18 protein-coding genes are annotated in these 24141 nt (G+C 37.9%); 16 read left to right on the forward strand and 2 right to left on the reverse strand.

All coding sequences use genetic code 11. The annotated features are described in order from the left end of the window. Positions 1–55: 55 nt before the first annotated feature. Positions 56–844: a tol-pal system protein YbgF gene (ybgF, locus tag BM308_RS01580; RefSeq protein ID WP_074942548.1), complete on the forward strand. Its 789-nt coding sequence runs from the start codon at positions 56–58 to the stop codon at positions 842–844. Between the two features lie 67 nt (positions 845–911). Here ybgF and BM308_RS01585 read toward each other — a convergent pair whose 3' ends face one another. Then, a complete protein-coding gene (locus BM308_RS01585; RefSeq protein ID WP_074942549.1) occupies positions 912–1553 on the reverse strand; it encodes an NAD(P)-dependent oxidoreductase in 642 nt (213 codons plus the stop codon). A gap of 201 nt (positions 1554–1754) precedes the next feature. On the opposite strand from BM308_RS01585, the gene BM308_RS01590 reads away from it, so the two are divergent. Beyond that, complete coding sequence (locus BM308_RS01590; RefSeq protein WP_074942550.1) at positions 1755–2183, forward strand: Rrf2 family transcriptional regulator; 429 nt, start codon at positions 1755–1757, stop codon at positions 2181–2183. 2 nt (positions 2184–2185) lie between these two features. Here the strand turns inward: BM308_RS01590 and modF are convergent, their stop codons facing one another. Continuing rightward, on the reverse strand, positions 2186–3649 hold the full coding sequence (gene modF, locus BM308_RS01595; protein ID WP_074942551.1) for a molybdate ABC transporter ATP-binding protein ModF: 1464 nt from the start codon (positions 3647–3649) through the stop codon (positions 2186–2188). A 217-nt stretch (positions 3650–3866) separates the two neighbouring features. Between modF and BM308_RS01600 the strand changes: the two genes are divergently transcribed. From BM308_RS01600 to BM308_RS01665, 14 genes are all read left to right on the forward strand, one after another. Beyond that, entirely contained in the window at positions 3867–4757 is an 891-nt protein-coding gene (locus BM308_RS01600) for a universal stress protein (protein WP_074942552.1), read from the forward strand. A gap of 111 nt (positions 4758–4868) precedes the next feature. Next, positions 4869–5243 carry an META domain-containing protein gene (locus BM308_RS01605; protein WP_074942553.1) on the forward strand — a complete coding sequence of 125 codons (375 nt, stop codon included), beginning with the start codon at positions 4869–4871 and terminating at the stop codon, positions 5241–5243. Between the two features lie 248 nt (positions 5244–5491). Beyond that, positions 5492–6682, forward strand: a complete 1191-nt coding sequence (locus BM308_RS01610; RefSeq protein ID WP_074942554.1) for an efflux RND transporter periplasmic adaptor subunit — start codon at positions 5492–5494, stop codon at positions 6680–6682. Positions 6683–6700: 18 nt separating this feature from the next. Next, entirely contained in the window at positions 6701–9829 is a 3129-nt protein-coding gene (locus tag BM308_RS01615; RefSeq protein WP_074942555.1) for an efflux RND transporter permease subunit, read from the forward strand. Positions 9830–10092: 263 nt separating this feature from the next. Next, entirely contained in the window at positions 10093–11013 is a 921-nt protein-coding gene (locus BM308_RS01620) for a flagellin N-terminal helical domain-containing protein (protein ID WP_074942556.1), read from the forward strand. Positions 11014–11376: 363 nt separating this feature from the next. Beyond that, positions 11377–12114 carry a zinc ribbon domain-containing protein gene (locus BM308_RS01625; RefSeq protein WP_074942557.1) on the forward strand — a complete coding sequence of 246 codons (738 nt, stop codon included), beginning with the start codon at positions 11377–11379 and terminating at the stop codon, positions 12112–12114. A 39-nt stretch (positions 12115–12153) separates the two neighbouring features. Next, positions 12154–13635, forward strand: coding sequence for an ankyrin repeat domain-containing protein (locus tag BM308_RS01630; RefSeq protein ID WP_074942558.1), 1482 nt, complete (start codon positions 12154–12156; stop codon positions 13633–13635). Position 13636: 1 nt separating this feature from the next. Next, positions 13637–17791, forward strand: a complete 4155-nt coding sequence (locus BM308_RS01635; protein ID WP_074942559.1) for a hypothetical protein — start codon at positions 13637–13639, stop codon at positions 17789–17791. A gap of 111 nt (positions 17792–17902) precedes the next feature. Next, a complete protein-coding gene (locus BM308_RS01640) occupies positions 17903–18205 on the forward strand; it encodes a hypothetical protein (RefSeq protein ID WP_074942560.1) in 303 nt (100 codons plus the stop codon). Positions 18206–18283: 78 nt separating this feature from the next. Then, positions 18284–18529, forward strand: a complete 246-nt coding sequence (locus BM308_RS01645; RefSeq protein ID WP_074942561.1) for a hypothetical protein — start codon at positions 18284–18286, stop codon at positions 18527–18529. Positions 18530–18555: 26 nt separating this feature from the next. Continuing rightward, positions 18556–19068: a hypothetical protein gene (locus BM308_RS01650; protein WP_143098545.1), complete on the forward strand. Its 513-nt coding sequence runs from the start codon at positions 18556–18558 to the stop codon at positions 19066–19068. 329 nt (positions 19069–19397) lie between these two features. Next, positions 19398–21536, forward strand: coding sequence for a vWA domain-containing protein (locus BM308_RS01655; protein ID WP_074942563.1), 2139 nt, complete (start codon positions 19398–19400; stop codon positions 21534–21536). Then, complete coding sequence (locus BM308_RS01660) at positions 21533–22267, forward strand: ABC transporter ATP-binding protein (RefSeq protein WP_083396938.1); 735 nt, start codon at positions 21533–21535, stop codon at positions 22265–22267. Before BM308_RS01655 ends, BM308_RS01660 begins: the two co-directional genes overlap by 4 nt. A gap of 9 nt (positions 22268–22276) precedes the next feature. Then, on the forward strand, positions 22277–24133 hold the full coding sequence (locus BM308_RS01665) for an ABC transporter permease (protein WP_074942564.1): 1857 nt from the start codon (positions 22277–22279) through the stop codon (positions 24131–24133). Positions 24134–24141: the final 8 nt, after the last annotated feature.

A 24141-nucleotide genomic window follows, 5' to 3' on the forward strand; every position in this document is an offset into this window, starting at 1 on the left:
TTTGGATTTTTGACAGAAATTGCAAGGTTCAGATTCTTCTGTTTGAGGTAATAAAGTGAACAATATTTATTCTTTATCAAAAAGAGCGTTTGCAATCTCTTTAGTTATTTCTGCCTTTGCTGTTGCAGAACCTGTTTATGCTGATGCTCAGACAGATTCTATGCAGCGAGCAATGCTTAATATGCAGAATCAGATTCAGCAGCTTCAGGATAAGCTGGCTGAGTCTCAGGGACAGATTGAAGAGTTAAATCATGAGAAAAAACTATTACAGGCTGAAAATGAAAAGCTAAGGACCCAGCTTTCTCAGCTTGCTGCAAATACAGCAGCTCCTGCAGCTCCTCAAGAGAATGCCAATAAATCTTCTGAGGAGAATGGTCAGCCAGTGGCCATGAAGAATGATTTAGGCGGTGGAAGTGCAACGTTATCACCAGCAAAGAAGGGGACTGTTGCCAAAGCAAATCTACCATCTGTACCAGCTGAGGCACAGAAACTATATCAGGATTCCTATGCTTTGCTTAACAAGGGTGATTTTGATGCAGCAGCCAAAGGCTTTAAGAGCTATACCTCCAAATACTCAGGTAATGCCTTAACTCCAAACGCCTGGTACTGGCTAGGTCAGATTCAGTACAAGCAGAACAAGTTTGAGGATGCCAGAATAAGCTTCCTTAATACAGCTAAATTCAAGGACTCCGATAAGAGAGCTGATGCTCTGTATAAGCTAGGTGTTACTTCAAAGGCTTTGGGCGACAAGGATAAGGCCAAGAAATTCTTTGATGTGCTGATTAAGACTTATCCTAATGCTAGCTCATCTGCTTTAGCTAAAAAAGAACTGCAGTCTTTATAATATAAACAAAATTCAAGCAAAGGAGCTCCTTTGCTTGAATATACAGTGTTATCTTTACAAAGCTCTTCTAGATTTTATCTGCAACTGCAGTAAAGCGCTTTTGAATAAACTTTGCATTCTTTATTTCATCAATAAGTGCAATTGCGTAATCAGCATATGAAATATAGCTTTCATTTGCCTTATTAACAATAAATTCTTCCCCGCCTAAAGTATATTTGCCGGTTCTTTTTCCTTCTGGATCAAAGATAGCAGCAGGACTGAAAAAGGTCCATTTTACATCATTACGTGTTCTCAGATATGCAAGTTCATCAACCTGTGATGTTGCAATTGCAAGGTATTCCTTTGGAAACTCTGGAGACTGGAACAGCTGCATAGTATGTTCTTTATTTAGGTAAAGTGAACCTGCACCGCCAACTACAATAAGTCTGGTATTTGTTCCTGAAAGCAGATCGCATAAGTGCTCTTCATATTTCTTGTGTAGAGGTAATGTTTCCTCTGTCCAGGTTCCAAAGCAGTTCACAATAGCATCGAAACCGCTTAAATCATCTTTTGTAAGAGACGCTATATCTTTATTTATGATTGAAATTTTTTTGTCTGTAATACTCTTTGCGTTTCTTACGATAGCGGTTGTCTCAAATCCTTTTGATAAGCTTTCCTTTACAACTAATTTACCTGATTTACCATTTGCACCAATTACTGCTACTTTCATTTTTATCTCCTGTTTTTTTACTGTAACTATTATTGTTACAACTACTAGAATAAAGTAATCTTTGATAAAGTCAAATAAATAATACAATTAATACGTTAACTAACAGATAATAAAATAAATTATATTAAAAAATATTTTTGTATTTGCTTTATTGTTGTAATAGTGGTAATTACAATATATAATCAAAGAAAAGGAGAGACTATGCATTTTTCAACAAAATTCACTATCGCTGTACATACTCTTTTATGTATTGATTATTTCAAGGATGAGAAATGTACTTCTGAGTTCATTGCTTCTTCTGTTGGAGTTAATCCTGTAATAATTAGAAGAATACTTGGTGCATTAAAAAAAGCTGATTTAGTGAAAATTGAAGCAGGAAAAGGCGGAGCTTCTCTTTCAAAGCTTCCTTCAGAAATTAATCTTTATGATGTTTTATGTGCTGTTGAGGATAATGTTCAGGTGTTTTCATTTCATGAAAAACCTGAACCTAAATGTCCTGTAGGAGCTCACATCCACGATGCTTTGGATGTGGTTCTATTCTCTGTTGACGAATGTGTTTCCCAGAAGCTTAAAAGTTATACTTTAGATAACTTAACTTCATCTTTATCTTTCGCGATTAAGAAAGGATAAGTTTAAAGAGCTTCTTGAATTACATCGTATTCTTCAGAGTTACCTTTTCTTACAAACTCCAGTCGATTAGTAAAACCTGCTGGTAGATCTTCAGCATGATGAGATACAAAAAGAATACTTGTTTTCTTTGACTCAACAACCTTGCTGATGAAAGACTTAACAAGAGCACGGGCATAGCCGTCCAGTCCCTGTAGAGGTTCGTCAAGGATAAGAAGAGGAGGTTGTTTTACCAGAGCTCTTACTATCAGAAGCAGTCTCTGCTGACCAAATGACAGTGATTTAAAAGGCATATCCTGCTTATCCTGAAGACCTGCAAGTCTAAGCCATCTTTTGGCGACACTAATCTCTTCATCAGAAGGTTTTGAATAAAGACCGATAGAATCGTAGAATCCTGATAACACAACGTTTAAGGAGCTGCCGTTGACTCGATAGTCAAGATGTAAGGCACCTGAAACAACTCCGAAATACTTTTTGATATCCCAGATTGATTCTCCATTGCCTCGTTTGAATCCAAATACGGTTACGTCATTGGTGTAGACAAAAGGATTGTCTCCGGTTATAAGAGAGAGCAGGGTAGACTTGCCGGCACCGTTAGGTCCCATGATGTGCCAGTTTTCACCTTTCTTAACCTTGAAGGTAAGGTTGTCTAAAACCTTTCTCTCATACTCAATATTTACCTGGTTGAGCTTAACTATGTAATCATCCTGTATTTCTGGAAGACGATACTTAACCGGTACGGAAGGAAGAGAAGTCACAGGGACTGAGATACTGCCTAAAAGAGCTTTAGCATCCTCATTCTTTTCAATTTCCTCTCGGCTGTCTAACTTAGTTATTCTGCAGTCCTGAATAATTCCCATCGCTGTTAGTGATGAAGGGATCTCAGATGGTCTGTTAACAATCAGCATTGTAGGGGTATTGTATACGGTATGGATTTGCTCAATTAGTTTTAAGAGCTCTGCTCGAGTCTGAACATCCAGAGCATCAAAAGGTGTATCAAAGATAATGAGATTTGGTTTTGATGCCAAAGCATGGGCCAGGAGTATTTTTCTTCCTTCGCCACCGGATAGCTGTCTTATAGGCTTATCTATAAGATTCTGCAGTTTTAATCCTTCAACAAGCTTAGCTATAGTTTCTTTATCATCATCCTTAAAGATTTTTGCTGGAGTAATACCTATTTCTTCATCAGGAGTTGTACAGTCTGAATTTCTCATCTGGTAGTCAGCTTCAAACAGTTCCATCTGTTTTTCAAAGGAAACCAAGGTAGGGTGATAATTGTCAGGAGCAACACCGGATTTTAAAGGAAGCTCTCCATTGAAAGCTTTGGCTATTGAAGTCTTTCCCGAGCCATTACCTCCAATCAGTACGATCAGATCATTTGGTGATATTTTTATATTGCCTATGGACACATCTTTTGTTTCATTTAAGGCAAATACAGCATCCGTAAAAGAAATAGTTCTCTGTGTCATTTTCTTATCCTAAAACTAATGTGATTTTTATTATAACTTTTATTTAACCTTATGCAATATAAAAATAACTGTGTTGCAATATGTGCAATAAAAGTGAATATAAATTTGATTTGCAACAAAATTTCAATAATTGTTTTAACTTTATGGCCTTATGTCTTATTTTTTATAAAAAAATCAACCTATAATCGAGATGAAATCGTTGCTAGAGGAGGTTTTTATGACGACGTCAACCCCTAAAAAATTTGCTGTATTACTCAAACCAAGACCATCTCAACCTGCACTTGATCGTGCTGCCCAGTACGCTCGTATGAACCCTGATTTTGAGATTGTTGCTGTCAGAGTAATTAATGAGTACGCTGAGACCGATGATAAAGATCAGATTAAAATCAAAGAAGAATCTGAGTTTGAGAGAATCCGCAGATCTTATAGCGTTGATAATATTTCATTTAAACTGATTTTCAATCATGATGTTGCTGAAGGCTTTATCAAGGAATGCAGTGAGGGTGGTTATGATCTTGCTGTAATTTCTGCCAATAAGCGTAATGCTATTAAGGATCTGTTTATCAGCAATATCGACAGCTCTATTATGCGTAAGAGCGAAGTTCCTGTTCTTGTTGTAAGAGAAGCTGGCGGAGAGTCCGTTTTAGGTGGCGCGGTTGTTTTAGCTATCGATTTCCTTGAGGTTGCCCATTCGAAGAAACTCGATGAGTATCTGTTCAAAGCTGCATCAACCTTTGCTCAGAGCTTTGACGGTGAGCTTCATGTTGCAAACTGTATTGTTCCTCGTAGTGCAGGAACAATGCGTGGCAATATTTCTGAATCCAGAATCGTTGCAGGAGGTATTGCAAGTCCTCAAGATGTTACCAACAAACTAGCAGAGGAATTCTCAAAGAATCATGGCGTTCCTCTTGATCATGTACATGTGCTTCAGGGGCGTGTAGATGAGGAAATTCCTCGTCTGTGCAAGAAGCTCAATGCAAGAATGGTTTGTATGGGAACCACTCCTAGAAGTTCCTTCTTTGGTTCTGTAAATTCATCAGCAAGCGAACTAGTCTTAGATCAGATCCACGGTGATGTTTTCATCGTAAATGCTGCAACTTTAAAGTAAATAAGATCTTGGATTTATTTCTATAGAGGTATGGGGAGCCATACCTCTAGAGCACTGTTTTACTGAGAAATCATAAATTTTCGATAAATTCCTTTAAATTGGAGAGTCTTTATGAAAAAAGTAGCATTGTTGGCAATTGCATCTCTAGTGATGGCAGGCTGTTCTTCATCATCAGATGTCGAGGTTACTCTGACTAAGGGAGAAACAACAGTACAGGAGGTTGAAAATCTGTTAGGCAGCCCTCAGTCTCAGGCAACCATGGGTAATAAGTTAATCTACGATTACACTAGCTCTCATGTTGGCAGAGATGTTACAACCGGACTACTTTTAGGCTGGCAGTTCCTTGATAACCATGTTTTAACCCTGTGCGATAAAGGCAAGAAGAATTGTCAGGTGTTTAAAGCTAAAGAAGATGAGGATGCTAAATCACTCCGTATTAATTTTGAAAATGGTGTTGTTACCGACGCTAAAATCCTAGATCTGTAATGTTCTCTAACTGATTAGAGTACGTTGTTCTGAAAGGGATTTCTGATTAAAACGGAGTCCCTTTGTTTTTTCCTTTTCTTCTTAATGCTCTAACATTGTGATTTGGTATAGATTTGCCGTTTTTCTTTGCTACGCCATTCTAAAAATTTAAAAATTCATTTTTACTTATTTTTTTTCATATGTATCTTGATAAATATAATAGACAACTTTTGTTTATATCTGCTTCTTTTGCTATCTAGGTTTATCGTATGAAAAAATCTTCCGCTTTTACGACATTGGCTCTCGTTGTTTCAATTGCAATTCTGTCTCAAGGCTGTAACAGGCATAGTGCCGAAGGTTTACAGGCGAAACCTTATCCAATGATGACTATTGAAAAGGGAAGTATGACACTGGTACAGGAATTTCCTGCAACTGTTAAAGGTATTCAGGACGTTGATATTTATCCTCAGGTTTCCGGTACTGTAAATGAGGTTAAATTCTCTGAAGGTCAGGCCGTAAAGAAAGATCAGGAACTGTTTATCATTGATCCTATTCCTTATGAGGCAAAACTTGAAAAGGCAAAGGCTAACGTAGCAAGCGCAGAAGCAGAATTATCAAGTGCCAGATTTAATCGAGATGCTAAAGTTTCTCTGTATACTAAGATGGCAACCTCAAAATACGAATCAATCAAAGCAGATAATGCCTGCAAGGTGGCTGAAGCTAATCTGAGCCTTGCAAAAGCTGAACTTAAGGTGGCTCAGGAAGACTTTGACAATACCGTAGTTAAGAGTCCTGTAGATGGTAAGCTCGGTATGAGCAGTATTCGTCCTGGTGCTCTCGTTAATGCAAATTCGACTCCTCTTGTATCTGTATCTGATAACAGTTATGTACATGCTTACTTCTCTTTAACAGAAAACATTGTTCTGTTCCTTAACAAAAATTCAAAATTAAAGGAAGGTCAGAAAGAGGCTAAGTTCGAGATTAAGTTCAAACTTGCAGACGGAACTATGTACGACAAATCAGGTGAAGTTGATGCTGAGTCAGGAATTGTTGATTCAACCACCGGTGCAATTACCTTCCGTGCAAAATTCCCTAATCCTGATGGTGTGATCCGAAGCGGTGGTGCCGGTTCCGTGGTTATCCCTGTAACCCTGGATGACAGAATTGTAATTCCTCAGACTGCAACCTATGAGCTTCAGGACAAGGTGTTTGTATATAAGTTCAAAGATGGAAAGGCTGTGTCTACTCCAATTCAGCTTCTGCCTTTTTATGATGGAACTCATTACATTGTAAATGAAGGTCTGGAAGTTGGAGATGTGATTATTACAGAAGGCGCGGGTCTACTCAGAGATGGAACTCCAGTAACAAGAAAGAGTGAGGATAAGACTCAGGCTCAGAACCAGGATCAGACTAAGGCTCAGCCTCAGGCCAATAATCAAGCTGCTGCTGAAAGCAAGTAGGTGATTGGAGGTACGTCTATGTCAGCAAAGTTTTTTATTGATCGTCCGGTTCTGGCCACCTGTATTTCCTTTCTGATGGTACTTCTTGGCCTTGTAAGTATCACCGTACTTCCTATTGAGCAGTATCCAGATATTGCTCCTCCAACAGTATCTGTAACCGCAAATTATACTGGTGCTAATGCTGATACTGTTCAGAAGACAGTTATTATTCCGCTTGAAGAAGCTATTAACGGTGTTGAGGACATGATCTATATGACCTCAACTGCAACCAACTCCGGTTCTGCTACAATTCAGGTCTATTTCAAGCAGGGCGTTGATGCCGATATGGCTGCGGTTAATGTTCAGAATAGAGTTGCCAAGGCTCAGTCGTCGCTGCCGGCGGATGTAATATCAAACGGTGTGACAACCGAAAAGCAGCAGGCAGGTCAGCTTAAGATTATATGTATTTATTCTACCGATAAGGCATATGATGAAACCTTCCTGTCCAACTACCTGAATATTAACGTTGTACCTGAAATCAAGAGAATCAGTGGTGTCGGTGGCGTTACAGTTCTTGGTAACAACTATGCTATGAGAATCTGGCTTGATACCCAGAAGATGGTTGAGTACAAGGTTGTGCCATCAGATATATCCAAGGTCTTAGCAGAACAGAATATTGAAGCTGCTACCGGTACTTTGGGTAGTGATTCTGATAATACCTTCCTCTATGCATTGAAATATCGCGGTCGTTACGAAACTCCAGAGCAGTTTGGTAACCTTGTAATCAAATCTCTGCCTAACGGTAATGTCTTAAGACTTAAAGACGTTTCAACTATTGAACTTGGTGCTGAGAGCTATGCATACAGTAACAAGGTCAAAGGTTTTGCAGGCTCAACCTTTATGGTTATGCAGGCTGCTGGTTCAAATGCAAATGATATTATTCTGCAGCTAAATGATCTTGAGGATAGAATCAGAAAAGATCTTCCTCGTGGTGTTTATCTGGTTGACCTGTACAGTGCCAAGGACTTCCTGGATGCTTCAATTGGTGAAGTTATAGAGACTCTGGTTGAAGCTATTATCCTCGTTATTCTTGTGGTCTATATCTTCCTGCAGAGTATTCGCTCTACAGTTATTCCTATGATTTCCATCATAGTTTCTCTGATTGCAACCTTTGCGTTTATCTTTGTGGCGGGATTCAGTATCAACCTTCTAACACTGTTTGCTCTGATTCTGGTTATCGGAACGGTTGTAGATGATGCGATTGTGGTTGTTGAGGCCGTGCAGGCTAAGTTTGAAGGTGGCAGTGACAATCCTTATGATGCAACAGTAGATGCCATGAGGGGAATTTCATCTGCTATTGTTACAACCTCTCTGGTATTTATGTCTGTATTCGTTCCTGTATGTTTTATGGGAGGAACCTCAGGAACTTTCTATACTCAGTTCGGTGTTACCATGGCTGTAGCGGTAGGTATCTCTGCTGTAAACGCTCTTACTCTGAGTCCTGCTCTCTGTGCACTGTTCATGAAAGCTACGAATTATGATAATCCAGAAAATCAGAAGGGATTTTCTTATCGTTTTCATGTGGCTTTTGATACCGCATTTGGAAAGCTTACCGACAAGTATCTGACAGTGCTTAAGCTTATCATCGGCAGGAAGATTATTGCAGGAATAATTCTTGCGGTATCTCTTTGCATGATGACTCTTCTGATGTTTAATACTAAAACCGGTTTAATTCCTGATGAAGATACAGGCACTGTGTTCGTTGCCGTTGTAACCTCTCCTGGCTATACCTTGAATCAGACCAAGAAGAGTATGGATGAGGTTCAGGAGAGAATTCAGGATCTTCCTCAGATTGATCTTCTGACCAATATCAGTGGCTATAACCTTATTGGCGGAGCTCAGTCTTCTTCAGGTGGTACCTTTATTATTAGACTTAAAAACTGGGAGGAACGTCCTGGTGCTGAAAACAGTAAGGATGCTGTGATTGCTGAGATTATGCAGAGAACCAGTGATATAACCAGCGCTAAGGTATTCGCTTTCTCACCTCCAATGATTCCTGGCTACGGTACCTCTAACGGTTTGACTCTATCTATTCAGGATAGAACCGGCGGTAATATTGCAAATCTGTTCAAGGTTACCTCTCAGTTTAATGCCGCTATGGATAAGGAACCTGCCGTCATGAGTTCTATTACTACTTTTGACCCAAGATTCCCTCAGTTCAAACTTGAAGTGGATGCTCCTAAATGTATACGTATGGGCGTTTCTCCTTCAGATGTTCTGAATACCATTGGTCTATATATTGGTGGAGGTTACTCATCTGACGTTAACCTGTATTCAAAGAAGTATAAGGTTATGATTCAGGCTCAAACAGAGCATCGTCTGGATGAAGGCGCTTTCTCCTCAATATTTGTTCGCAATTCAAAAGGTGAAATGCTGCCTATTGCCCAGTTTATGACTTTAGAGCGTGTATACGGTCCAGAGCTTTTAACTCGCTTTAATCTATTCTCCTCCATTGCAGTTAACATTTCTCTGAATGAAGGTTACAGTACTGGTGAAGGCATTAAGGCGGTTGAAAAGGTAGCAAGTGAGGTGCTGCCTCAGGGCTATAGCTATGAGTTTAGTGGAATGACCCGTGATGAAGCTTCAACAGGTAGTACTACCATTATCATTTATTCAATGTGTCTGATCTTCATCTTCCTGATCTTAAGCTCTCTATATGAAAGTCTTCTGATTCCATTTGCGGTTATGCTTTCAATCCCAAGTGCTCTTTTAGGCTCATTCATATTTGCCCAGATTATGGGAGTTGAAAACAACATCTACATGCAGACAGGTCTGATTATGCTGATTGGTCTGATTGCAAAAACAGCTATTCTGCTGACAGAATTCGCATCAGAGGAGCATAAGAAAGGAAAGAGCATAGTCGATTCCGCTATCTATGCAGCAAAGGTTCGTTTAAGACCTATTCTTATGACCTCTATATGTATGGTTGTAGGTCTGCTGCCTCTGGTTGCAGCTCATGGTGTCGGTGCTAACGGTAACCGCTCACTGGGTGTCAGTGTTGTTGGTGGTATGGTATTGGGTATTGTTGCTCTGGTACTGATTACACCGGTATTCTACATAATAGTTGAGACTCTTCAGGAGAAGTTCTCAAAGAAAAAGCATGTATAGCTGACTGAATATAACTAAATTAATCCAAAGGCTGGGACTAATTGTTCCGGCCTTTTTTATTTTGCGTAAAATCTTTGTAATTCAGAATGTTGGCTGTTCAGTGTCAGAATTGTGATGAATACCGAATTTTATGTAATCAAAAATAACTATCTGATTATTAAGTGTTTATAAATTAAAGTTTAAAGAAAATTTGGACGTTAACAGTTAGAAGGGTAGATCTAAGTTTTTTTTGGTTACCCAACAGTCTAAAGGAGGAACCTTATATGGCAATATCATCGGTAACTAATACCAGTGCTTTACAAGGTATAAATAACCTGAATAAAACATCCAGCAAGCTAAATTCCATTATGGAAAAACTAGCTTCAGGAAATAGAATCAACTCCGCAAAAGATGACGCTGCTGGGGTACTTATTGCTGACAGATTATCAAGTCAGCTTGGTGGATTATATCAGGCCAACCGTAATGCAAATGACGGTATAGCTTTATATCAGGTTGCAGAAGGCGCTCTTGATGAAACAACCTCATCACTGCAGAGAATGCGTACTCTTGCAGTTCAAGCCTCAAATGGAACTTTAAGTGATTCTGACAGACAGGCGCTTCAGACAGAGTTTAATGAGCTTGCTGCAGGCATTGATAATACTGCTGAAAACACCACATATAATGGAGAGCAGATTTTAAACGGCGCTCAAAATGGCGGTACAGTAACTCTTCATGTAGGTCCTAATTCTGGTGATACCGTATCCTCAGTTTTTGACGATGGTTTCAGAATGCAGGACATGGTAAATGTTGCACAGAATGGCGATTCTTCAGGAAATACTTATGGTGGCGCTTTTAATGCTAATGTTCAGACAAATACTGACGCAGCAGGAAACTCTCATCAGACTTTGAGTATCTCTACTCAGTCTGATGCTGAAAGTGCTATTGGTGCAATTGACTCAATGATTTCGTATGTTGATTCTAGTAGGGCAGAAATGGGCTCGATGCAGAACAGGCTTGAGTCAACAATCAGCAACCAGAGTAATATTGCAGTAAATATTGCAGATGCTCATTCAAGAATTCGTGATGCGGATTATGCTGAAGAGGTATCAAATATGATTTCTCAGAGTATTCTTGAGAAGGCAACTGTGTCTTTACAGTCTCAGGCAAATGCAAAACCAAAGATGGCTCTGCAATTATTGCAGTAATAGATTTTTACAGTGAAGTCATTTTTCTGCAGCATCCTCCAAAAACGAAGATGCTGCATTTTTTTAGTACAGTACATGTAAATGAGATTGCAATGTAACTCTATTTGACCGGAAGTATATATTGCTTAAACGAGGCTAGAACATTATTATTCATCATGGGGCCCGTTTTAAATTTGTTTTATAGTTCAGTTCACTAAAATTTATAACGGTGCCCCTTTTTCTTTCAAGATCTTATTACCTCCCTATACTTTTCTATACTGACTCATTTTTTTGACAGGAATAAACTTTTAGAAATCTATTTTTTTCATTATTTTTTTCTTTTCTATACTTCAAAGTGTATCTGTTGTTTTTTAATGGTGGCTCATGATTTGTAGTAAGTGTGGAAAAGAAATTCCAAATCACTCAGATTTATGCCCTGAATGTGGCTCTAAGATAGAGACACATAAGGCAGAGAAAGGTTCTAATGATAAAAAATACAAGCAGGTCTCAAGTAATATTTATCTCTGCAAGGATGGTTTTTATCGCTGGATTTATGAGCTGAATATGCTTAAAAATCCTACAATTCTGATTACCTTGACGAAGGTATTCCTGTTAACTGTCTTTATTGTATTTTTAATGATTTTTCTGATTCAACTGTTTGATAATGGTTTTGATTTCGATGACTTCATTACATTAGTTCTGGTTCATTCTGCTATCTTTGTAGGCCTAATGTTTATTGGGGTGATTGCTTATTTTATAGTTGCCTGGCTTCATGGATTTAAATACGTTGTTATCTTTGAAATGAATGATGAGCTTATCAATCATATTCAGGCTCCTCATCAGTTTAAAAAAGCTCAGGTATTAGGGGCAATTGCAACTTCAGTTGGCATAATGACAAAGAACTTATCAACGATTGGTCTTGGACAGATTGTCTCTTCTAGTCAGAGTTTAACCTCTAAATTTTCTTCAATCAGAAAAATAATTATCAATAAGAAACTCCATGTAATTAGGTTAAATCATCTTTTGACACGAAATCATGTGTATTTTGAAAATGAAGATGATTTTGAATTTGTTATGTCATTTATAAAGAGCCATTGTTCTAACGCAAGTATTGTTGAGTAATTACATTTAATAATTTCTCTGAATTAGGGAGTAAACAAATTGTTAACAAGATTCCTCTGTTCTATTTTTGTTGTGTTATATGTTTTTTCTTCAACAGCCATTGCAACAGATAATGATCAAAAACCATTATCTCTTGATGAATTTAAAGCAGCAGCCCTTTACAGCTTTAATAAAGATGTCATAAAAAAAGGAATAGAGCAGGGAATTGATTTAAATCAGAAAGTTGGAAATAACACTTTGTTTTTTTCAATGGTAAAAATTGCTGGTAATGATGAAAAATCTGTTGAACTGATCAAGCTTGCGTTAGAGAAAGGTGCTGATCCAAACATAAAAGGTGTTAATGGTTACACTCCATTTATGCTTGCCGCTGGACTTAAACGAAAAGAATTTATAGAGCCATTCCTAAACTCCCCAAAACTTAACTGGAATATATTATCTGACAGTGGTCAAACGGTTTTATTTTATGCATTTTCCCATGATAAGGATGTCTTCAAAAGATTACTCGAGGCAAAACCTAATAAACAATGTCTTGATACAAAAGATAAGAATGGTGATTCTATCCTTTATAGAATTGTTACTTCCAATCGCTCTTTTGTTGATCTTGAAATTTTAGATAAGCTTCATGAGCTTGGTGCTGATTTTAATCTAAAATCCTCATCGGGGCTTCCTCCATTGCAGTATGCGTTTTCTGATGGAAAAAAGTTTATATGGATATCAGAGAATGTTATTAACTCTTTAATTAAAAATGGTGCGTCTGTTCTTTCTAAAAATGACAGGGGAGAAGATGCTCTTCATTTTCTAATGAATTTTAATATTCAGAAAAATGGTAATCTTTTTAAGATTCTCCTTTCATCTCCTGAAGCAAAAGATACAGTTGATGAAGAAGGAAATAACCTTCTCTTAAGTCTTTTTTTAAATCAGAAAAATTATAAGAATTCATCTCTTTTAGATAATTGTAAGTTACTTTTAGAGCGCAATTCAGACCTGAATATCGTTAATAATGAAGGAATCAGTGTTCTTATGGCTGCCGCTTATAATGGCTGCTCAAACTGTGTTATAAATCTGATTGAAGCAAATGCGCCTCTGAAGCCAAAAGGGGCTAATAATATACCAATTTTGTTTTATGCCATAAAAGGTGAAGTAGAGCGTAATGCTCTAAAAAAACTTATAGAGTACGGTGCGGATGTTAATGAGAAAGATTCTGGTAGCGGAACAACTCCACTCATACAAGCTCTTTTATCTTCTGCAACTCAAGGTACAGTCTCTACTCTTTTAGAAATGGGGGCTGATGTTAATGCTACGGATAGTGATGGTCGTAATGCGTTAATGGCGATGGCCTATCTTGATCCTCATCCAGATGTAGCTTCTACTCTAATTAGAGCTGGCGCAGATAAAAATCAAAAGGACAATAAAGGTCAGGGGCCTCTAGATTATCTTGAAAAATCTCCATTCATCTCTAGTCCAAAATATAAAGATCACTTTAATCGAGTTAGAAAACTCTTATCAGAGGAGGCAAAATAATATGAATTCTTCTTCATGCTTCTTCCTTCGTTTTTTTATGCAATTGATGCTTGTTTTTACGTCTTTCTTTACTGTTTTGGATGTTGAGGCTGAGCAGATTACAGTTAAAGCCATTGGAAAGGATTCTAATACAGCATATCTTAATGCACAGGTAAATGCAGTTAGATCTGTGATGCTAGAAATGATTGAGCCGCAGTTTCAGAAATCACATGTAAAAGAGTTAAGAGAGATTATTGCAACTGTTGATAAGTATTCTGATAAAGCTCAGATCCTGTCCGAAACAAATCAAAATAAGAATGTTCATGTAGAGGCTAAGGTTGAAGTAAATCGAGGTGCACTTGAGGCAAAATTGAAAGAATTAGGTGCCAAAATTGTTAAGAGTTATAAAGCTCTTCTTGCTGAAAGAACAGAGTATGCTCAGAGTGTGTTGAATGCTGTTTTCGGAGAAGGGGGCAAACTTTCAGTTAAAAGTACACCTTATGCTGAATTAAGTACTGTTGAACCAGTGAGTGAAGAGATTGATGATAATGTCATCTCAGGTCCAGCAGGAAAGAATGAATTTTTACCTGAAGAAGATTTTGTTGCCAGTTACTATAAAGATGAAGATCATCAGAATAAGGATTATCTGCTTTTGGTGGTTAGAGCGGATCTTCCTGTTGGCTCTTATGAGGAAGGAAACAAGGAACGACTGACAAATTCAAGCTACATCCCTCTTACGGATAAAAATGGACTTGTCATGGTAAAGGCTCCATTAAATCCAGGAAGCTATGAGCTGAGAATGTATAACGGAAAAGATACTTCTTCTGAATGTAAAGCTCGCTGGGGCTTTAAGGTTAAGAAAACTGAACTCAACAGTTTTATGGTTGATAGGGATGTTTTTGCTCCAGAAGAAAAGATATGGGTACATTTTGATTCTTTTGCAGGAGTTGAGAATTATCAGTTAAGGCTTATAAAAAGTGGAGATGACAAGCTAAGGGCGGAAGATATACGCTCTTTAAGCTACACCTCAAGGCTTGGCGAGAATAGTAAAGCATCTTTAAATCTTAAAGCACCGAAGGAAGAGGGCAATTATGAAATTATTATGATTTCAGATGGTTGTAAAGGTTATTGCAAGAATACTGAAAACCATAGGAGATCCTTTGCATTAAGTCATATTCCTATCAGGGTTAAATCTCCTAAGATTGCAGAATCTGCAATGCTCTTAATACCTGCCGAAATACGTTCTGGTGCAACATTAGAGACTTTCTTTTCATGGCCATCAGATACAGAATATAAGACTGTGCTTCGACTTTATAGAGCAGATGATCCTATAAATGATCCCAAAGCCAAACCAATAAGAGAAGATTCTTTAGGAAAACAGGCTTCTGTTGTTTATCATGATTTCTTTGATTTATATGAACCTGGTGATTATAGAGTCGATCTCTATGAGCGCGATAAAAATAGTCTTTTATTATCCAAAGAGTTTAGGGTATTACCAAATGTTCTTAATAAAAAGCCTTCATTAGAGACAAATTCCAATGAGTTTTTCGCATCTGAAAACTGTAGAATCTCTTATACTGCAGCCTCTGATTGGAATGAACATGCCTTTATAGCTTTGGTTCCTAAAGATACGGTTAATGATGCAAAAAAGACATATGAATCTGCTAAATCAGAACATCGTTTTTATCTGAATCACCGTTTTTCAGAAAACGATCGCATAATGAGTCTTGAGCTTCCAGAGGGAGCTTATGAGCTGAGAATGTACGATAGAGAAGATGAACATGGCACTCTCAAAGCCAAGAAATCTGTAACTATCTTATCTGATAAGGATGAAGAAAAACGTAAAAAGGAAATAGATGATATCCTTGATTTATCTCTAGGACAAAAAACTCTTTATAACTCACGTTGTTCATTTGTCTTAAATACTGATCCTTCAATTTTACAGCAGAGCGAGCTTGCTTCAAGCTCATATCCAACTTATGACAGACTCTGGTGGTATGCAGATGAGGAACGCCCTTCCTATAAACTTATTTCTGAATACTCCAGAGAAGAGAGAGAGGCTTTCTTTGGAACTCCTAAATTTATAAAAGTGGCTAATTTCAAGGATGCCTGTGACATAAGTATTGATAAAAAACTCAATGAAATTACAAGAATGGATATTACTCTAGGTCGAGACAGTACTCTTGAAAAAGAATTAGTTGAATTTGGAAAATCTATGGTCCTGGAGTGGCCTCACGGTTTTGATAAGCTTCAGACTGCAGCAAAAATTGCCAATGATACTTTTGAACATGGTACTGCTGGTTTAGATGCTATATCAGAAGGAGAATACACTGAAGCAGCAAAGCAAGCCGGTTTGTATATGGTCAAGACTTTACTTAATTCATGTGGAGATGATGATTGCTACTTTTCGATTGTTGGAAAAACTGAAGACTCGGCTAAAGCATATTTCGGGTCATTATCTGATGAGGATTTCTTAAAGTCTGTAAACAGAATTACCAAGGCCGCCAATACTCATCCTAATAAGGAAAAATACTATGTTTTATGGGCTCAGGCAAGAGGTCGTTTGCAGAAGCTTAGGGAATCACATCAACAAGCAGGAGAGTTGTTAAGTAATTTGCATGATTTGGCAGATAATGGGTTAGCAGTTTATGAAGCGGCTACTGGTGCTGAAGCAGATGATGGTGCTAAAGGATTTATAACCGTGGATAACGGTGTTGTGAAGACAGATAAAGTTGGTTCTATAGCACTTGGTGTTGCAGAAGCAATATGTAGAGCATCCGCTAAGTGCGCGATGTTAGTTTCAAGTGGCAAACTTGCTTATCAGTCAGCGCTTGCAACGCGTGATTTCTGTCGAGATAGTTCTGTATTAAGTGCGTATTCAAATTGGCAGAAATTTGAAGGTACAAGTGAGGAATGGCTTGTTAAAGCAGGAGGAGTGAGAGGCTTGGGTAAAGTTGGACAGTCTTCATTATTGGCTCAGGCAAAAAATATAATGGTTAAGACTGCAAGAACAAACAAAATGACGGCGAGCTTATTATCTGAGGACAATAAACATCTACTTGGCGCATATAAGAAATGCTTAGAATTAGCAAACTATAAAAAATGTGAACAAAATTCACTAAAAGAGAGTGATATCAGCGATGATGAGGCCTGGACTTACTTGTATAAACAGTTTGAAAAATGGGATGAAGCCGAAAATGGTAAAGGGAAAATGGCTGAATATGCAAGAAAGCAGAAATCTGAATTTCAGAATATGGATAAGAGATGTCGAGCTGATCTTGAGTTTTATGTAAAGAATCGTCAGGAAAAAAAAGGAACAAAGGACAGAATTATAGAAACTGTCACTTCTTGGTTTACATCAGAACCATGTGAAGATGAGGGGGCTCTCTTTGAGGCATATTTTAATTTGAAATCTAATATTGAGAATGAATACAAAAATATTCTCCCTCCTGTTGGGCAAAACTGTTGGTGGCGTAATAAAAAAGATCTCAACAATGAAGTTGTGGAAACATTATGTAATTCCTTACGTGAATGGAATTATAACTACCACTATGAAAGAAAAAAGGAAGATCACCGTAATCTTGTTGCAGAACTTGATAAAAACAGTATGCAGAAAGCAATGGAAACAATAGCAGATAGAGGCTGTGAGTGTGGTGTTCCTTTGAGTGTTGTCGATGGTAAGTTGTATCCATCCGGAATGGAACCTGCAGATAGAATGAAAGCAATATCAGATAAAGTCAAAAAGGAAATGGAATATCAGAAAAACTTGCCTGAAATGAAAAAGGCGCAAATTGAGAAAATTAAGAATTATACAAATGACTACAATATTGGCCATGTTATGTCTCACATCGGAAGAAGGGAAGTGCTAAATTGTCTTTGTATGCGAGGTCCTGGTGCACCTGCCTTTGGCGGAGGCTCTTCATATGCCGGAGGTGGTAAATGTAATTCTGTTGGTGTGTCTGGATGGGGATCCTGGAAATCTGCAATTTCAACGAAGGAATCGGATAAAAGAGCTTGTGGTTATTACAGTGCACTTGATAATTATCTAGATAAGAAAGCTTCAGAAGAAGCGCTAAATCCAATGCTCACAAGCGAGAAGGATATTCAAGAGAAAATCCTAACTGAAGATCCTTTTATTCAGCTTAGAAAAAAAGATCAATGTAAGATTAAGAGATAATACGTTTAACTTCTTTATAATCATTTGAAACTGAGCTTGTAAAACAGCAGGAGGTTATTGCGGATGAAAGACAGAATGGTTATAAGCGTGAGACTAATAAAAGGAGTTTATATGATTAAAAGATTTTTGCTTCTATGTGTGTTTATAGTTGTATCCTTTTCTTCATTTGCTAAGGACTATACTGTTTCACAACTTATGACAATGAGTCCTGAAAATTTTGCAAGTCTAACGGAACAGGAAAAGTATCCTCTTTACGACAAGATATTCAATCTTATTGAGACGGGAGATCCTTTAGATAAGGATTTTGATGAGTATTCCAAATATATTGACAAGGTTAAAACAACTCCCGCTGGATACGAGAATTTTCTTAAATACATTGAAGATGCAGCAAAAAAGAAATATCCATCTCCTTAATTTGGGATGAATCGAAAAAAACTTTTTGTTAGATGTCATAACTATGTATATGCAATTGGACATTTAGGTGCATATCGTATGAATAAACTAAAACTAAATAAAATAGTATTCTGCGCTGTCATGCTTTCTTATGCTTTTTTGGGGAATAGTGTCTCAATTGCAAATCCAGTATATGAGGTTGAAAGTTCTGGAAAGAATGAGACTTCTGCAGTGGAAATGTCTTTGAAGGATATTCTCAAAGAAACTTATAAACAGGCAGAAGCAAAGGGAAAAATATCTGAGGAAAGTAAGGCTTTCTACGATTTTATCAAGAAATATTTATAAAGCATTTTTTTATTTATATTTAGACTATGAAGAATTATGTCTCAGTCATACTGTTTTTGACACTCATATCCATAAGTAGAGTTTGCTGTGCTGACGCATCAAAAGCGAATCCAGATCTTGTCGATGTTTCCGTTAATTTCAATGGTAAGGTCTATAAGAGCAAGATTCCTAAAGGCTTTGACCTGGTAAAGCACAGTGAATATGCTCCGGGATTTGATAAATGCATGCAGAAAGTTACTGTAAGATATGATTCTGTTGCTTGTTATGATGATGCATTAAAGTTTCAGTTAAGTAAGCTTAAAGAGAACTTTATAAAGGCAAAAAAAGCTTGTAGAACTCCTGAATGCACTTCAGAACTTCTCGCTCTTCAGAAAAGCTGGATAGACAAAAGAGAAAAAACTGTTTCCTTTCTAAAAAGGTATATTGCGATCTATGGCTATACTTCAGAGGTCCCTATGGAGTATGAACTCGAAGAACTGCAGATGCATAACAAGGTAATAAAGACCATTCAGGAATTTCTTGAAAGTGAAAATCAATAACATTCAAACCGAAAAGTTTCACTTTTTTGTAATACATAATCCGACATCTCTCTAACTGTTTTTTGGGGAAGAGCTGAATTTTATTTTTCTTCTGCAGATCCATTCTATTTTTATTTTTTTACCTTATTAGTGAGACTTTTATCACATTTTTATAACTCTTCAAATTTTGAGTTAAAGCATAAAAATGCTCATTAAAAACTTTTAATTCTTTGATTTTAGATAACAGTCTCATTCCTGTCTTTTATTTATCTTATTCTTGAAGTATACGCGATCTGAATATTATCGTGATAAGGATCTATTTCTTTTTTCTGCGCTAGGGTGTTTGTTTCATGAATGCGAAATGTTTCTCATTAAATCCATTTATAGCAATTATTTTGGCTACGGTTTTATCTTCTTCTGCATATGCAGATGCAAAGGCTCCTGTGAATGTTGATGAGAACTCAAAAGTTCCATTAAGGATTCTTACAAGACCAGGCGCAAATCTGTATTCTGATAACACAGGTTCATCGGTTAAGAAAAGTAATTTACCAACTTTCTCTTCATATTTTGTATATACAAGGCCAACTGGAGAACAGCTTGGTTCTGGAAGTGGATGGTATGAGGTAGGTTCAGACGATAAAGGTACCGTTCAGGGCTGGATCAAGGGCGACGATTTGTTTGAGTGGAAACAGACAATGTGCCTTACCTATACCCACCCAGATGGGCGTAGTCCTGTTTTAATGTTTGAAGATGACGAGTACCTAAAGACATTAGTAGAGATGAATAAGGATACCAGAACACCTTCTGTTGATAATCTTTATGCATCAATTGAGAAAGCCTCTGCTTCTAAAGAAGCTCTGGCTCAGGATTTCCCTGTTATTTCAATGGAACCTAAAATGGCTGTTGATAACAAGGCCAATTTTACTCTGATGCCAATCTTGGATCATAAGGTAATTGAATTTGAAGGAAGAGAAGCTAGATTACTTGATATTGTTGCTGTAAGCAGTACTGAATCAGACAGAAAGTCATCTGATTTACGTACCAATACGGATTACTTAAATGCTGCTACAGATACATCCGCAAATCACGCTAAGAATCTTGAGGATTTAAAGATTGATGTTGTCTGGTGTATTGATACAACTCGTAGTATGGGACCATACATTCAGCGAGTTAAGCAGTTAACCTCAGATATTTCGAAAAATATCAGTTCTGATAATGAATTAACTTCAAGAGTAATGTTTGGCGCCTGGGCTTATAGAGATTCTGCGGAGATCCAGGGACTTGAATATGTCACCAAAAACTTTACTCCTGAGCTTATGAAGATAGATGATTTCTCAAAGGCTCTTGAAGAAGTTAAGGAAACAACTGTCGATTCTGTTACTTACGACGAGGACGTATTCTCTGGTCTTAATGACGCAGTTGAGAAAACAAAGTGGAGAGACAATTCTATAAGAATTGTAATCCTGGTCGGTGATGCTCCAGGCCATCAGGCAGGACACAAGTGGAATGTATCCAAGTTTGATGCTGCTACCTTCAGACAGGTTGCTGACCAGAAGAAGGTAAACATCTATACCCTGCATATTGCTCCTCCAAAGGCAAAAAAATATAACAAGATTGCGCAGGGACAGTTTAGACCATTGTCATTAAATCCAGGAAATATCAGTGAGATGTACTGGAATATCAATGCAACTGATCTCAAGAATTTTGAAACTCAGTCAGCGAGATTAACAGAGAGTATCTTAAGCTTTGCTAAAAATGCTGTAAGCGAGTTTAAAGCTATAAGTGATAACAGCACCTCTCAGATCGGTGGAGCTGCAGAACCTTCTACTTCTTCATCAGGCGGTGGAGAAATGGCCGCTTTGGAGGAGGGAGATGAAGATTCAACTCAGAGTGCAAGTGCCGCACCTGCTAAAAAGCCTGATGCTCCAACAGATGAGGCGATAAAACAGAGTGTTCACGCTGCTTTGGTAACCTGGTTAGGTGCTAATGCAAATGTTGAACCTCCTCGTGATATTGAGGCATGGGTAGTAGATAAGGATCTTAAAGAAAGTACAAGACAGTCATTAGATGTAAATCTTCTGATGACAAAAACTCAGTTAGATTCAATTACTACTCTTTTGCAGAGTGTATTAGAAGCCGGTGAAACCAATCAGGTTAGCGGAGAGGACTTTTTCACCTCCCTGCAGGCTGCATCAGCTGTTGCTGCTCGTGACCCTGATAAATTAGCCAATGCACAGTCAATCGGTTCCTCTGGCTTGGTTCCTGATTTTCTGAATAATCTTCCTTATAAGTCTCGTTTGATGGAAATGAATAACGAATTATGGGAAAGCTTTGGTCCAGATGAACAGAATGCATTCTTAACTAGCATTGAAAGTAAGATAAATGCCTATAAGGCTATTCATGATGATTCTTCACTGTGGATCCCTCTTAATGAAGGTGATGATGCTAGTGATTATGTAGCAGCTGTTTCATTGGAACTATTACCATGATCCCTCAGTGCTGTCTTAGGATAAGAAATCTTAATTTTGAACGTGAGAAGAATGGAGTGTTCTTCTCACTTCATGTGCCTGCACTCGACCTTTTTCAGGGAAAAATCCTTGCAGTTGTTGGCGAAAGTGGATGTGGTAAATCCACTTTAAGCGATCTGATAGCTCTTATTCTAAGACCAAATAGTTGTGATCAGTTTTGTTTTTACAAGGAGGATGAATCGGTTGACCTGATGAGTGCGTCAACCGGAAAACTCGCATCTATTCGTGGCCATGATATTGGTTACGTCCTGCAGTCAGGTGGCTTGTTTCCGTTCCTGAATGTTCTTGAAAACATCATGTTACCAGGAAAACTGATTGGGCTTTCTAGTGCTTCTTTAAGACAAAAGGCAGAAGATTTGGCCTCAAAAATAGGAATATCTGAGCAGTTATACAAAAAACCTCAGCATTTATCTGGTGGACAAAGACAAAGAGTCGCGATAGCCAGAGCTCTAATCCATAATCCTCGTTTGGTAATTGCTGATGAGCCTACTGCAGCGGTTGACGAGTATACCGCCAATGACATCTGCGAAGTATTCAAAAAAGCTGTATCCATGAGTAATTCTTCACTTCTGATTGTCAGTCATGACAGATCGCTGATGCGTAAACATGCTGACTATGAAGTTACTTTCCGTCTCACCAAGGAAAATAAGCTCAAATCTCAGCTTTGTGAGCCAGTTTTACTTAATGGATAGGATAAGAACATGAAAGCCTGTGAGATTGCAATTCTATCTGTAAAAGACGTTTTCCACGAGTGGAGAATGAGCTTTTGTGTGATGTTTGCTGTAGCTGCAATTGCAACTCCTTTACTGCTTTTTTTCGGATTGAAGTCTGGTGTCATGAAGACTCTTGAAAATAGATTGTTGAGCAATCCATCAACGGTAGAAATCATTTCCATGAGTGATCGCAAACTTGATGACAACTGGTTCAAAGAACAAAGAGAAGATCCTAAGGTTTCATTTGTTATTCCAAGAACAAGACGTCTTGCAGCCAGTGCTGAATTTACAAAGACAGGCGACAGTAAAAATCCCAAAAAAACACTGGATTTATATCCCTCCGCACTTGGCGACCCATTGTTAGAACACTACAGACAAAAAGCTCCATCTGAAAATGAATGTGTGCTTTCACAGGAGGCTTTTCGCAGAATCGGTGCCAACATTGGAGACACTGTTAAGGCTGTTGTTTCAAGAGATAGGGGTACAAGCAAGGTAGAGCGCGAATTTTTAGTTGTTGGTGTTCTCCCGGATGCAGCAGGTTCGGTTGCATGTGCTTATATTACTCTTGAAGAACTTGAAGAGATTGAAGCCTTTAAGGATGGAATTGCTGTTCCTAAGAGACAGTGGCAGGGAGCGGAAAGTGTTGCTTATCCTGTAATTCCAGAAGTTTTGATTATTCTTCCTGAATATCTTGATGCTGTTCGTGAGGCAATGCTGATTCAGAATACAGGATTTTCAAGAATAAAAAGACTAGATAGTCAGGAGTTAGAAGCTCTACAGCCGTTCATCTCTGAGAATAAAAAAGGGTATCTTTTAGGCACTGTTGGCAATCCTGCCTCAAAGCATGATCTTATGACTTTATGCGACAGATTCCGCGGAAGGTCAGATGTTAGCGTTATTCCTTTTACTAATGACCTATTTGTTTCTATTAAAGGACAGTCTTTTAAAACTCGTTCTCTTAAGGCATTCAAAGGAATGTTAAACGAAGAGCTTTTGTCTCTTGATCCTACGGAATTTTCTGAAACTCCGGCGATTCGAAAGGTTTATTTATCAAGAAATCTTGAAAACACATTTAAAGACTCACCACTGGTCTGTGAAGCTATTTACAGTCAGAAAACTGATAGTGGGGAGACTATAGAAAGAAAAATATCCTTTGATGTAAGTGTTGGTTTTATTGATAGTCTTGATGATGAAACTGTTATGTTACCTATTGGTCTGCTTTCTCAATTAAGTCTTCTTCAAGTCCGAGAATTATCAGATGGAGTCAATAATTCAGGGGTAAAGGCTTTTACTTTAAAACGTCGAGGCTATACTGGCTTTAGAATGTACGCCTCTTCTTTGATGGATGTGGTTTTACTTCAGGAAAAGCTTACAAAGAGTGGAATAAAAACAAGCAGCAGAGCTGATCGTATCAGTGAAGTCCTGTCTTTGGACAAATACTTATCTCTGCTTTTTGTTCTGATTGCTGGAGCCTCAATTTTTGGTGCTACCTGCTGCCTTATTGCCAATGTTTATGCAAATGTTGAACGTAAAAGAAAGGAGCTGGCAATCCTAAGATTATTGGGCGTTAACAGTTTTGAACTTGGTGTATTTCCTCTCGTAGGCTCCATAACCCTGACCTTAGGAGGAATAGTCCTTTCTCTGATTATTTTCTATATCTTTATGAATGTAATCAATTCGATGTTCTCATACCAGTTAAACGGTGATGAGAAATTCTGTGATTTGAATGTGCTTCAGTCGTTAGGCGCCGTAGTAATTGCCTGTGTAATTGCAAGTATTTCTGGTCTCATGGCTTCAAGACGAATCATGAAGATTGAGCCTTCTGAGTCGTTACGTGATGAATAGGAGAAAAA

The sequence above is a fragment of the Succinivibrio dextrinosolvens genome (assembly GCF_900116345.1).
GTDB lineage: Bacteria > Pseudomonadota > Gammaproteobacteria > Enterobacterales > Succinivibrionaceae > Succinivibrio > Succinivibrio dextrinosolvens_B.

Coding starts and splice junctions, on each gene's coding strand:
- BM308_RS01585 (WP_074942549.1), bottom strand. CDS start 1,553: ATGAAAGTAGCAGTAATTGGTGCAAATGGTAAATCAGGTAAATTAGTT.
- BM308_RS01590 (WP_074942550.1), top strand. CDS start 1,755: ATGCATTTTTCAACAAAATTCACTATCGCTGTACATACTCTTTTATGT.
- modF (WP_074942551.1), bottom strand. CDS start 3,649: ATGACACAGAGAACTATTTCTTTTACGGATGCTGTATTTGCCTTAAAT.
- BM308_RS01600 (WP_074942552.1), top strand. CDS start 3,867: ATGACGACGTCAACCCCTAAAAAATTTGCTGTATTACTCAAACCAAGA.
- BM308_RS01605 (WP_074942553.1), top strand. CDS start 4,869: ATGAAAAAAGTAGCATTGTTGGCAATTGCATCTCTAGTGATGGCAGGC.
- BM308_RS01610 (WP_074942554.1), top strand. CDS start 5,492: ATGAAAAAATCTTCCGCTTTTACGACATTGGCTCTCGTTGTTTCAATT.
- BM308_RS01615 (WP_074942555.1), top strand. CDS start 6,701: ATGTCAGCAAAGTTTTTTATTGATCGTCCGGTTCTGGCCACCTGTATT.
- BM308_RS01620 (WP_074942556.1), top strand. CDS start 10,093: ATGGCAATATCATCGGTAACTAATACCAGTGCTTTACAAGGTATAAAT.
- BM308_RS01625 (WP_074942557.1), top strand. CDS start 11,377: ATGATTTGTAGTAAGTGTGGAAAAGAAATTCCAAATCACTCAGATTTA.
- BM308_RS01635 (WP_074942559.1), top strand. CDS start 13,637: ATGAATTCTTCTTCATGCTTCTTCCTTCGTTTTTTTATGCAATTGATG.
- BM308_RS01640 (WP_074942560.1), top strand. CDS start 17,903: ATGATTAAAAGATTTTTGCTTCTATGTGTGTTTATAGTTGTATCCTTT.
- BM308_RS01645 (WP_074942561.1), top strand. CDS start 18,284: ATGAATAAACTAAAACTAAATAAAATAGTATTCTGCGCTGTCATGCTT.
- BM308_RS01650 (WP_143098545.1), top strand. CDS start 18,556: ATGAAGAATTATGTCTCAGTCATACTGTTTTTGACACTCATATCCATA.
- BM308_RS01655 (WP_074942563.1), top strand. CDS start 19,398: ATGAATGCGAAATGTTTCTCATTAAATCCATTTATAGCAATTATTTTG.
- BM308_RS01660 (WP_083396938.1), top strand. CDS start 21,533: ATGATCCCTCAGTGCTGTCTTAGGATAAGAAATCTTAATTTTGAACGT.
- BM308_RS01665 (WP_074942564.1), top strand. CDS start 22,277: ATGAAAGCCTGTGAGATTGCAATTCTATCTGTAAAAGACGTTTTCCAC.